Annotated in this window: 9 protein-coding genes; 5 read left to right on the top strand and 4 right to left on the bottom strand. The window is 67.2% G+C overall.

Going from position 1 to position 11,071, the window contains the following annotated elements; all coding sequences use genetic code 11:
• Positions 1 to 13: 13 nt before the first annotated feature.
• From HV681_RS05825 to lpdA, 5 genes are read left to right on the top strand one after another with little or no spacing between them, the layout of a single operon-like run.
• Positions 14 to 808: an SDR family NAD(P)-dependent oxidoreductase gene (locus tag HV681_RS05825; RefSeq protein ID WP_175122188.1), complete on the top strand. Its 795-nt coding sequence runs from the start codon at positions 14 to 16 to the stop codon at positions 806 to 808.
• A gap of 40 nt (positions 809 to 848) precedes the next feature.
• Positions 849 to 3,032: an alpha-ketoacid dehydrogenase subunit alpha/beta gene (locus HV681_RS05820; RefSeq protein WP_175122187.1), complete on the top strand. Its 2,184-nt coding sequence runs from the start codon at positions 849 to 851 to the stop codon at positions 3,030 to 3,032.
• Positions 3,029 to 3,517, top strand: a complete 489-nt coding sequence (locus HV681_RS05815) for a VOC family protein (RefSeq protein ID WP_175122186.1) — start codon at positions 3,029 to 3,031, stop codon at positions 3,515 to 3,517. The genes HV681_RS05820 and HV681_RS05815 overlap by 4 nt, the downstream gene beginning before the upstream one ends.
• Positions 3,518 to 3,527: 10 nt before the next feature.
• Positions 3,528 to 4,889: a pyruvate dehydrogenase complex dihydrolipoamide acetyltransferase gene (locus tag HV681_RS05810; RefSeq protein ID WP_175122185.1), complete on the top strand. Its 1,362-nt coding sequence runs from the start codon at positions 3,528 to 3,530 to the stop codon at positions 4,887 to 4,889.
• Positions 4,890 to 4,897: 8 nt separating this feature from the next.
• Positions 4,898 to 6,295, top strand: coding sequence for a dihydrolipoyl dehydrogenase (lpdA, locus tag HV681_RS05805; protein ID WP_175122184.1), 1,398 nt, complete (start codon positions 4,898 to 4,900; stop codon positions 6,293 to 6,295).
• Between the two features lie 126 nt (positions 6,296 to 6,421).
• Here lpdA and HV681_RS05800 read toward each other — a convergent pair whose 3' ends face one another.
• The 4 genes from HV681_RS05800 to ilvD form a co-directional block, all read right to left on the bottom strand.
• Positions 6,422 to 7,303, bottom strand: a complete 882-nt coding sequence (locus HV681_RS05800) for a LysR family transcriptional regulator (protein WP_175122183.1) — start codon at positions 7,301 to 7,303, stop codon at positions 6,422 to 6,424.
• 19 nt (positions 7,304 to 7,322) lie between these two features.
• Positions 7,323 to 8,678, bottom strand: a complete 1,356-nt coding sequence (locus HV681_RS05795) for a type II toxin-antitoxin system HipA family toxin (protein ID WP_175122182.1) — start codon at positions 8,676 to 8,678, stop codon at positions 7,323 to 7,325.
• Positions 8,679 to 8,680: 2 nt separating this feature from the next.
• A complete protein-coding gene (locus HV681_RS05790; RefSeq protein ID WP_175122181.1) occupies positions 8,681 to 8,941 on the bottom strand; it encodes a helix-turn-helix domain-containing protein in 261 nt (86 codons plus the stop codon).
• 237 nt (positions 8,942 to 9,178) lie between these two features.
• Positions 9,179 to 11,047, bottom strand: coding sequence for a dihydroxy-acid dehydratase (ilvD, locus tag HV681_RS05785; protein WP_175122180.1), 1,869 nt, complete (start codon positions 11,045 to 11,047; stop codon positions 9,179 to 9,181).
• Between the last annotated feature and the right edge of the window lie 24 nt (positions 11,048 to 11,071).

Here is an 11,071-nt window from a genome sequence, read left to right as displayed (position 1 = left end):
ACAGGCACACATTGTGGACAACACCACTGAAGTCATCCATCCGGAGCTGCGCGGCCAGACGGTCGTCATCACCGGCGGCGCGAAGGGCATCGGCTACAGCACGGCGCAGGCGTTTGCGCGCCAGGGCGCGCGCGTCGCGCTGCTGGACACGGACGCCGCCGCGCTGGAGGCGGCTGTCGCAAGTCTGGCGGCAACGGGAACCGGCGCGCAGGCCATGGCCGTGCAGGCGTCCGTCACCGACGCCGACGCGGTCGAACGCGCCTTCGCGCAGGTTGCCGAGACCTGGGGCGGCATCGACGTGCTGGTCAACAACGCCGGCATCTCGGCCAACAAGCCCACGCTGGAAGTCACCGTGGACGAATGGCGGCGCGCCGTGGACATCAACCTGACCGGCGTCTTCCTGTGCGCGCAGGCCGCGGGCCGGCGCATGGTGCCCGCGGGCTCGGGCAGCATCATCAACCTGGCCTCCATGTACGGCGTGGTGGCCGCCCCCGACCGCGCGGCCTACTGCGCCACCAAGGGCGCGGTGGTGCTGCTGACCGAGACGCTGGCCGTCGAATGGGGCCCGTCGGGCGTGCGCGTCAACGCGCTGGCGCCGGGGTACGTCGAAACCGACCTGGTGCGCGACCTGGCGGCGCGCGGCCGGCTGGATCCCGAACGCCTCAAGCAACGCACGCCGCTACGCCGCATGGCGCAACCGGCCGAAATGGCCGACCTGGCGGTTTTCCTGGCGTCGCGCCAGGCCGCCTACATCACCGGACACACCCTGGTGGCCGACGGCGGCTGGAGCCGCTACAGCTACCTCTGATTGCCCCCGACGCTTACAAAAACACTCTGGAGATTCATTCATGGCCACCTACCAACCGCTTGAGCCCCAGGCGCCCTGGCGGCAACTGACGGCCGAGGCCTCGGACTGGCAGCAGGCTGACCCCGCGCTGCTCGGCACGATGCTGACCCAACTGCACTGGATCCGCGCTTTCGAGGAAGCCGTGCTGGAGCTGGCCGCCGAAGGCCTGGTACACGGCCCCGCGCACTCGTCGGTGGGCCAGGAAGGCGGCGCCGTCGGTTCGGTGCTGGCCCTGGGCGCAGGCGACCAGATCAACGGCTCGCATCGCGGCCATCACCAGTTCCTGGCGAAGGCGCTGCAACACGTCGCGCCGCTTGGACTGGATCCGCGCAACCCGCTGACGCCCGCCATCGACGAAGTCCTGCACAAGACGCTGGCCGAGATCATGGGCCTGGCCAACGGCTACTGCCGCGGCCGCGGCGGCAGCATGCACTTGCGCTGGCTGGAAGCCGGCGCATTGGGCACCAACGCGATCGTTGGCGGCGGCGTGCCGCTGGCCGCCGGCGCGGGCTGGGCGCACAAGCATGCGGGCACGGACCGCGTAGCCGTCACGTACTTTGGCGACGGCGCGGTCAACATCGGGTCGGTCCTGGAAACGATGAACCTGACCGCCGCGTGGAAGACGCCGCTGTGCTTCTTCATCGAGAACAACCGCTACGCCGTGTCCACCACCGTGGAAGAGTCCACCGCCGAGCCGCGCCTGTCCGCGCGCGGGCTGGCCTTCAACATCCCGTCCTGGAAAGTCGACGGCATGGATCCGCTGGCCGTGCACCTGGCCATGTCGGAAGCCGTTGCGCACATGCGTGCCGGCAACGGTCCGACCATTGTCGAAGTGGACGTCTACCGCTTCTTCCACCAGAACGGTCCCTTCCCCGGCAGCGCCTTCGGCTACCGCACCAAGGACGAAGAGGCGCAGTGGCGCCAGCGCGATCCGCTGGACCGCATCGCCTCGGAAATGATCGCCCGCAAGCTCGTCACGCAGGCCGAGGTGGATGCCCTGCGCCAGCGCTGCAAGGACGTGATGAAGGACGTGTCCGGCCGCCTGACGGAAGCGGCGGACGGCGGCAAGCGCCGCGTGCGCGCCGACCTGTGGCCCAGCCCTAATTTCCGCGACGTGGGCCTGCGCAGCGATGGCTCGGAACTGGAAGGCCTGCGCTACCAGGAAGCCGCCGATCACACCGGCGCGAAGGTGACGCGCAAGTTCGTCGATGCGGTGGCCGACGTGCTGGACCGCCGCATGGAAACCGACCCCGGCGTCGTCGTACTGGGCGAGGACGTGCACCGCCTGAAGGGCGGCACCAACGGCGCCACGCGCGGCTTGAAGGACAAGTACCCGGACCGCGTGCTGGGCACGCCGATCTCGGAAAACGCCTTTGCCGGACTGGGCGGCGGGCTGGCGATGGACGGCCGCTACAAGCCCGTCGTGGAATTCATGTACCCGGACTTCATGTGGGTCGCGGCCGACCAGATCTTCAACCAGATCGGCAAGGCGCGTCACATGTTCGGCGGCGACATCGACGTGCCGTTCGTGCTGCGCACCAAGGTCGCGATGGGCACGGGCTACGGCTCGCAGCATTCGATGGACCCGGCCGGCATCTTCGCCACGGCGCCCGGCTGGCGCATCGTTGCCCCGTCCACGCCGCACGACTACGTGGGCCTGATGAACACGGCGCTGGCGTCCAAGGATCCGGTGCTGGTCATCGAGCACGTGGATCTGTATGCGTCGTCGGGCGACGTGCCCGACGGCGACCTGGACTACGCCATTCCCTTCGGCCGCGCACAAGTGCGCCGCGAAGGCGGCAAGGTCACCATCCTGACGTACTTGTCCATGGTCAGCCGCGCGCTGGCGGCCGCCGAACAGGCGGGCGTGGACGCCGAAGTCATCGACCTGCGCACGCTGGACCGCGCCAGCGTGGACTGGGACACCATCGGCGCCAGCATCCAGAAAACTAATAATGTGCTGATCGTGGAGCAAGGCGCGCGCGGCACGTCCTACGGCGCCATGCTGGCCGACGAGATCCAGCGCCGCTACTTCGACTGGCTGGACCAGCCGGTCAAGCGCGTCACCGGCGGCGAGGCCTCCCCCAGCATCTCGAAGGTGCTGGAACGCGCGGCGTTCGCCGACACCGACGAGGTGATGGCGGGCCTGGCCGACGTGCTGGCCGATCTTGGAGAGCAGTCATGAGCGGCGTGCACATGACCGTGCCGATGGAGGTCGGCATCTGCTGCGCGGATCTGGATGCGCTGGCCGCGTTCTACACCGGCGTCCTGGGATTGACGCTGGTGAACCGCGTGACGGTGCCCGCCGACAAGGCGCGGGCAACGGGCCTCACGGCGCACGGCTACGACGTCGCGCGCCTGCAGACGCCGTACGGCGAGCGCATCAAGCTGCTGCAACCGGCCGTTGCCCCTGAACCCGCCGTGCGCGGCGCGGCGATTCTGGACCGCCAGGGCGCCGCCTACCTCACCTTCATCGTGCGCGACCTGCGCGGCGTGGTGCGCGATCTGGAATCGAAGGGCGTCGTCTTCGACAGCGCGCCCGCGCCCATGGAAGTGCGGCCTGGCACGTGGCTCGCCTTCTTCCGTGACCCCGAAGGCAATGTGCTCGAACTCGTCGAATACGACGACCCCGCCGCGTACCGGCCCGACCTGGCCGGCGCCGCTGAATAGGAAGAACATCGTGGCAACCCTCATCAAACTCCCATCCGTAGCCGCCGACGCCTCGGGCGGCATCCTGCATCAGTGGCTCAAGCAGGAAGGCGACCGCGTTGCCGTCGGCGATGCGCTGGCGGAAATCGAAACCGAAAAGGCCATCGTCGAGATCAACGCCGAACAGGCCGGCGTGCTGGGCCGCATCGTGGTCCAGGCCGGGCCGGCGTCGGTGCCGATCAACACCGTGATCGGCGTGCTGATCGCGGATGGTGAAGACGCGGCGGCGATTGATCGTGCGCTGGCTGAGCAGGGTGGCGCGGCGGCGACGGAATCGGCTGCTGGAGCGTCGGCTGGGGCGGCCTCGGCGGCGGGCGGAACGTCGGCTGGTGCAGCGTCGGCCGGCGGGACACCGAACGCCGGAGCGCCGACAGGGCAAATGGCTATGGCCGGCAACGTCGCGTCCGGCGCTGCCACTGTTTCGCAGCAAGCCGGCAGCGCTTCCGCATCTGCCTCATCGACCGCTGCCGTTCCCGGCGGCCGCCTCTTCGCCAGCCCCGTCGCGCGGCGTCTTGCCGCGCAATGGCACGTCGACCTGCTGGGCGTCACCGGAACCGGTCCGCATGGCCGCATTGTGCGGCGCGATGTTGAGTCGGCGCGTGACCGCGCGCCAGCCGCAGCGCCCGCCACTGCGCCGCTCGCCGGTCGCCCCGCCGCGCGCCGCGTGCCGCACACCGGCATGCGCCGCGCCATTGCGCGCCGCCTTACCGAAAGCAAGCAGCACGTGCCGCACTTCTACCTGACCGTCGACTGCCGCATGGACGCGCTGCTGGCCCTGCGCGCGCAGGCCAACCACGGCGGCGCGGTGAAGTTGTCGGTCAATGACTTCATCGTCCGCGCCGCCGCGCTGGCGCTGCGCGAGGTGCCCGAGGTCAACGCGTCCTGGCACGACGACGACATCGAGTATCACGCCGGCGCGGACATCTCGGTGGCGGTCGCTACCGACGGCGGCCTGGTCACGCCCATCGTGCGCGACGCCGACGTGAAGTCCCTGGCCGCCGTCGCGGCAGAGATCGTCGAACTGGCCAAGCGCGCCAAGGTCAACCGCTTAAAGCCCGAGGAGTTCACCGGCGGCTCGCTGACGGTCAGCAACCTGGGCATGTACGGCATCAGCCAGTTCGCCGCCATCATCAATCCGCCGCAGGCCGCCATCCTGGCCGTCGGCGCGGCCGAACGCCGGCCGGTGGTCGACGCCGACGGACAGCTGGTTGCCGCCACCCTGATGACGGTGACGCTGTCGGCCGACCATCGCGTCGTGGACGGCGCGGTCGGCGCACGCTGGCTGGCCGCCTTCCGCGCGCTGATCGAAAACCCCGTGCGCATCCTGCTGTGAGCCCCGCCATGACGAAGACGAGTTTTGATCTGGTGGTGGTGGGCGGCGGGCCGGGCGGCTATGTCGCCGCGATCCGCGGCGCGCAGCTTGGCTTGTCGGTCGCGCTGGTCGAGCGCGCTGAATTGGGCGGCATCTGCCTGAACTGGGGCTGCATTCCCACCAAGGCCTTGCTGCACAGCGCAACCGTGCTGCGCGCCTGCCGCGAGGCCGCGCACTACGGCGTGACGGGCGCGGCAGAAGCGCGTCCCGATCTGGCCGCGATGGTCGCCCGGTCACGCAAGGTGGCCGGCCGGCTGGGCCAGGGCGTGGCGCACTTGATGAAGAAGAATGGCGTGACGGTGTTCGCGGCCAGCGCGCGGCTTGCCGGGTCCGGCAAGTTGGCGCTGGACAACGGCGCCACCCTGTCGGCCAAGCACATCATCCTGGCCACCGGCGCACGTGCTCGCGAACTGCCGGCGCTGCCCATCGGCGAACGCATCTGGGCCTACCGCCAGGCGCTGGTCCCGACCGAAATCCCGAAGTCGCTGCTGGTCGTGGGCGCGGGCGCCATCGGCGCCGAGTTCGCCAGCTTCTATCGAGCGGTGGGCGCAGAGGTCACGCTGATCGACATGACGCCGGAGATCCTGCCGCAGGAAGACGCCGAGATCTCCCAGTTGGCGCGCAAGGCCTTTGAGAAGCAAGGTATCCGCGTGCTGACCCGTTGCGCCGTGACGGCCTCGTCGACCACTGCCGACGGCGTCAAGGTGACGTTGGAGCATGACGGCAAAAAGATCGAAGAGACGTTCGACCGCGTCATCGTCGCCGCCGGCATTGTCGGCAACGTCGAGAATCTTGGCCTGGAAAAGACACGCGTCAAAGTCGAAAAGACGCACATCGACACCGACGGCCTGTGCCGCACCGGCGAGCCGGGCGTCTACGCGATCGGCGACGTGGCCGGCGCGCCATGGCTTGCTCACAAGGCCAGCCACGAAGCGGTACTGTGCGTGGAGGCCATCGCCGGGTTGCCGGTGCATGCCATCGATCCGCTGCGCATTCCCGCCTGCACGTATTCCTATCCGCAGGTTGCCAGCATCGGCATGACCGAAGCCCGCGCGCGTGAACACGTCACGAAGACCGGCGGCGAGATCCGTGTCGGGAAATTCACCTTCGCCGGCAACGGCAAGGCGATTGCGATGGGCGAGGATCAGGGGCTCGTCAAGACGGTGTTCGACGCCAAGTCAGGCGAACTGCTGGGCGCGCATATCATCCATCCGGAGGCGTCCGAGCTGATCACGGGCTATGGCGTGGCAGCGTCGTTGGAGGCCACCGAAGAGGACTTGATGCACACCGTGTTCGCGCATCCGACGCTATCGGAAACGCTGCATGAATCTGTGCTGGCGGCATTTGGACGGGCACTGCACGCGTAGCGGTTGTCGACGGGTGTCGGACACCGTCGTCGTTCATCGGTGTCAGACACCCTTGCGGCATCGGTTCAGGCTGACGAGTCTCAACCCGGGTGTCTGACACTGGCGCATTACTCCGCCGCGCCCCCCTCAAATCCGACCCGCGTAAAAATCCAGAAAACACGCAATGCGCCGCGATAGCTGCGTGTTGCGGTGATACACCGCGTGCATCGGCTGCAGGTGATCGGTGTACTCGCTTTCCAGCACCTTCACCAGGCGCCCGGCCGCGATATCCTCGCGCACGACAAAGTCCGACAGGCACGCGATGCCGACGCCGCGCAGCGCCAGCTGCCGCTGCGTCTCGCCGCTGGACGTCGCAAGCGTCGGCGTCGCCTGAAAACTTGAACCGCCGGCATGGCGCAATGGCCAGAGGTTCAGGCTTTCCGGCTGGGTGAATCCCAGCAATTCGTGGTCCGCCAGATCCCCCACCGTGCGCGGCGCGCCACGCCGAGCGATGTAATCGGGACTGGCCATCATCCAGCGCGGCGACGGCCGCAGTGCGCGCGCATGCAGCGTGGAATCGGTCAGCGGCCCCATGCGCAGCGCAACATCGGTGCGATGCTCCATCAAATCCACGATGCGATCGTTGCTGGTCAGTTCCAGCGAAATCTCCGGATACGCGCGCCGGAACTCGGCGACGTGCGGCACCACGCAGTGCAGCATCACCGGCACCGACGCGTCCACGCGCAAACGGCCCGCGGGCCGCTGGTGGACCATGCGCATGCACTCCTCGGCCTCTTCCAGCGCCGCCACGATCTGCCGCGCCTTCGGCAGAAAGTGCCGGCCTTCTTCGGTCAGCTCCATGCGGCGCGTGGTGCGGTTCAGCAGCGTGACGCCCAGGTCTTCTTCAAGCCGATGCAGGCCACGGCTGACGCCGGATGCGGTCTGGCCGAGCATTTCGGCTGCGGCGCTGAGGGAGCCGGCGTCGACCACGCCAAGGAACAGGCGCAAGGCATCGGAATTCAGGGACATTGGTTCAGACTCCTTCTGACTAACCTGCCAGTCTGTCTGCTGCGGCCTGCAGCCCCTGGAGGATGGTATCGGCCACGTGCTCGGGAAACGCGGGCGGCAAAATGTCTCGCACCGCGCGCACCACATGCGGCGTACGCGAAACCAGATCGTCGACCACCGTTTCCACGCCCCGGCCGTCCGGCGCCACGACCCCATGTTCCGCACCGACGGCAAGCCAATGCCGCCGCAGAATGTCGCGCATGAGCCAATGGGTGTTCTTGGTGCGCACAGCCATGGCCATGCGTGCCTTGAACGGCGACAGCTGGTTGGCGCCGGTACCGATGACGGGATAGGCAGACAGTACGTCGTACAACGGCGTGAGCTCGTACGCGCCGCCGGGTCGCAGAAAAATGCTGAAGTTCTTCGCGTGGCCATCCGTGGCGCGCAGCATCCAGAACAGGACCTGCGACTGGAAAAACGTGCGCCGGTCGCGATCGGGGTCGCGCGAGGTGGCCAGCAGCTTCATGATGCTGCGCATGCCGGGGCCGCCGTCCGATTCGTACTTCAGATGCGGCGGCGTGCCCGTCGCCTGGCACATGTCTTCCTGCGGCAGGCGGATCAGCCAGCGCTTGCCATCATCGTTGCGCCACCACAGGCGGTCGAACCGCTCGACCGCCAGCACCTTCATGTCTTCGAACATCAACGGCTGGGTGCGCGCCGCCGGCAGCCCGTAGGCATGGAGAATCTCGGAACACAGCCACTCGTTCTCCACCGAATGGCTCATGTCGAACTTCAGGTTGCCGACGAGGCCGAGCGGCATTTTGAAGATATGCGTGGTCGGGGTGGCGCCGTGAGGCCTGCACCAACGGCCATCGAGCCACAGCATGGCCGTCTTTTCCTGGGCCCCGGCGATCGAGATGCGGAACCCGTCATCGTCGTCCGCATTGCGCCCGCCCAAAGGTCCGGGCGTCAGGGTGCTGCGCAGCGCCTGGGCCACTTGCGCATCGCTGAGCGCCACGGCGTCGACCTGCGTCACGGGGTCAGGCGCCACGCCGCGGGGCATGACTTGAACAGCGCCCACACAATCCCGACCAACTTCGGCCAACAACGAGAACGCATCAGTGGAACCCGCCTGGAACCGCCGCGCGACGCGTTCGCGAATGTTCTGGCTGTCGGGCAGCAGATTCTCGAAATAGCTGCGCACGATCTGTCCGCGATGCGGCGGGTTGCCCGGCGTGAAGGGGAGCGAAAGCGAAAGAGGCCGCCCCCGGCCCGAGGCAGTCCATGCCTCGTCGTACTGGAGCGTCTCGCCGATCTGGGGCTGGACGCTCCAGACGCCCACGAAGTCCCCGTTCATCCAGAGATCCAGAGCGCGGTGGTGCGATCGTCGGCCCATGGCTACCAATCCGGTGTGGCCGGTGTTTTGGACGCGGAGGATTTTTCCCGTTGCCGCAACACGACTTCCACGCCCAGGATGCCGAGAATCTCCAGCAACCTGTCAGCGCCAAGCTTGCCGGCATTGCGCTCAAACGCCGAAAGCGTTTGCTGCGTGACGCCCAAACGCAGCGCAGCTTCGGCCTGGGTCATGCCAGCCTGTTTGCGGAATGCCCGGAGCAAGGCGGGAAGCTGGTCCGCCGTGCGGACGGTGAAGTCGGACATGCCAGCCCTTGAAGGTGAGGTTTACAGATTCTAGATTGTAAAACTGGAATACGCAATGTAGGCTGTATTTATCAAATACAACTCATAAGCTGTATTTCAAAAATACAACGTGCAAGCTGTAATTGATCCTCGCTTTCCCGATGCAGGCAACAGCAAGATGCGCATCGAATATCGTCAGTTGAAAAAAAAACGGCGCACCAAGTGCGCCGCCTTTCACAACAACTCGCCATCAACCGATCAGCGCTTGCCCTTCAGCTTGAGCTGCGACAGATCGCGCACCGCGCCGCGGTCGGCCGACGTGGCCAGCGCCGCATACGCCTGCAGCGCCTGCGACACCACGCGTTCGCGGCCCACCGGCTCCCAGCCGTCGGCGCGCGCGTCCATGGCGGCGCGGCGGCAGGCCAGTTCCTCGTCGGAAACGGCCAGGTGAATCTTGCGGTTGGGGATGTCGATCTCGATCGTGTCGCCTTCTTCGACCAGACCGATCGTGCCGCCTTCCGCCGCTTCCGGCGAGGCATGGCCGATCACCAGGCCCGACGAGCCGCCCGAGAAGCGGCCGTCGGTGAAGAGCGCGCAGGTCTTGCCCAGGCCCTTGGACTTCAGGTAGGACGTGGGATACAGCATTTCCTGCATGCCGGGGCCGCCCTTGGGGCCTTCGTAGCGGATCACCACCACGTCGCCCGCCACGACCTTGTCGCCCAGGATGCCTTCGACGGCGTCGTCCTGGCTTTCGAAGACGCGCGCGCGCCCCGTGAAGACCCACTGCGATTCGTCCACGCCGGCCGTCTTGACGATGCAACCCTTTTCAGCGAGGTTGCCGTACAGCACGGCCAAGCCGCCGTCCTTGGAATAGGCGCTTTCCTTGCTGCGGATGCAGCCCGTCTTGCGGTCCGTGTCCAGCGTCAGGAACGTGGCGTCCTGGCTGAAGGCGACCGTGGTCGGGATGCCGCCGGGGGCTGCACGGTAGAACTTCTTGGCTTCTTCGCCCGCGTCGCCGGCCACGTCCCATTTCTGGATGGCGTTGCCCAGCGTGCCGCTGTGCACGTTGCCGCAGGACAGATCCAGCAGGTCGGCGCGCGCCAGTTCACCCAGGATGCCCAGGATGCCGCCAGCGCGGTGCACGTCTTCGATGTGGTACTTGTCGGTGGCGGGCGCTGCCTTGCACAGGCACGGCACCTTGCGCGAGATGCGGTCGATGTCGGCCATGGTGAAGTCCACGCCGGCTTCCTGCGCCGCGGCCAGCAAGTGCAGCACGGTGTTGGTCGACCCGCCCATCGCCACATCCAGCGCCATCGCGTTCTGGAACGCGCTCTTGGTGGCGATGTTGCGCGGCAGGACCGATTCGTCTTCTTCGAGGTAGTAGCGGCGGCACAGGTCCACGACCAGGCGGCCAGCTTGTTCAAACAGGCCCTTGCGCCAGGCGTGCGTGGCGACGATGGTGCCGTTGCCGGGCAACGCCAGACCGATGGCTTCGGTCAGGCAGTTCATCGAGTTGGCGGTGAACATGCCGGAACAGGAGCCGCACGTGGGGCAGGCGCTGCGTTCGACTTCGGCCACTTCGGCGTCCGACACGTTGGGGTCGGCGGCCTTGATCATGGCGTCGACGAGGTCGATCTTGGCGATGACCTTGCCGTCGGTCGGCGACTTGACCTTGCCCGCTTCCATCGGACCGCCCGACACGAACACGACCGGGATGTTCAGGCGCATGGCGGCCATCAGCATCCCCGGGGTGATCTTGTCGCAGTTCGAGATGCAGACCATGGCGTCGGCGCAGTGCGCGTTGACCATGTATTCCACCGAGTCCGCGATCAGTTCGCGCGACGGCAGCGAATACAGCATGCCGCCGTGACCCATGGCGATACCGTCGTCAACGGCGATGGTGTTGAATTCCTTGGCGACGCCGCCGGCGGCTTCGATTTCCTTGGCCACCAGCGCGCCCAGGTCGCGCAGATGCACGTGGCCCGGAACGAACTGCGTGAACGAGTTCACCACGGCGATGATCGGCTTGCCGAAGTCGCCATCCTTCATGCCGGTTGCGCGCCACAAGGCGCGGGCGCCGGCCATGTTGCGGCCGTGGGTCGAAGTGCGGGAGCGGTAGTGCGGCATGATCTGTCTCAGGCTGTAGCTGTT

Origin of the sequence: Achromobacter animicus (assembly GCF_902859585.1) — a bacterium.
Classification (GTDB): Bacteria; Pseudomonadota; Gammaproteobacteria; order Burkholderiales; family Burkholderiaceae_B; genus Achromobacter; species Achromobacter animicus.
Note: the sequence above shows the minus strand (reverse complement) of the source record. Positions and strands in the feature narration are given on the sequence as shown.

Excerpts from the sequence above, each read along its gene's own strand:
- HV681_RS05815 (WP_175122186.1), top strand. The coding sequence starts at position 3,029 with ATGAGCGGCGTGCACATGACCGTGCCGATGGAGGTCGGCATCTGCTGC.
- HV681_RS05795 (WP_175122182.1), bottom strand. The coding sequence starts at position 8,678 with ATGGGCCGACGATCGCACCACCGCGCTCTGGATCTCTGGATGAACGGG.
- HV681_RS05820 (WP_175122187.1), top strand. The coding sequence starts at position 849 with ATGGCCACCTACCAACCGCTTGAGCCCCAGGCGCCCTGGCGGCAACTG.
- ilvD (WP_175122180.1), bottom strand. The coding sequence starts at position 11,047 with ATGCCGCACTACCGCTCCCGCACTTCGACCCACGGCCGCAACATGGCC.
- HV681_RS05790 (WP_175122181.1), bottom strand. The coding sequence starts at position 8,941 with ATGTCCGACTTCACCGTCCGCACGGCGGACCAGCTTCCCGCCTTGCTC.
- HV681_RS05800 (WP_175122183.1), bottom strand. The coding sequence starts at position 7,303 with ATGTCCCTGAATTCCGATGCCTTGCGCCTGTTCCTTGGCGTGGTCGAC.
- lpdA (WP_175122184.1), top strand. The coding sequence starts at position 4,898 with ATGACGAAGACGAGTTTTGATCTGGTGGTGGTGGGCGGCGGGCCGGGC.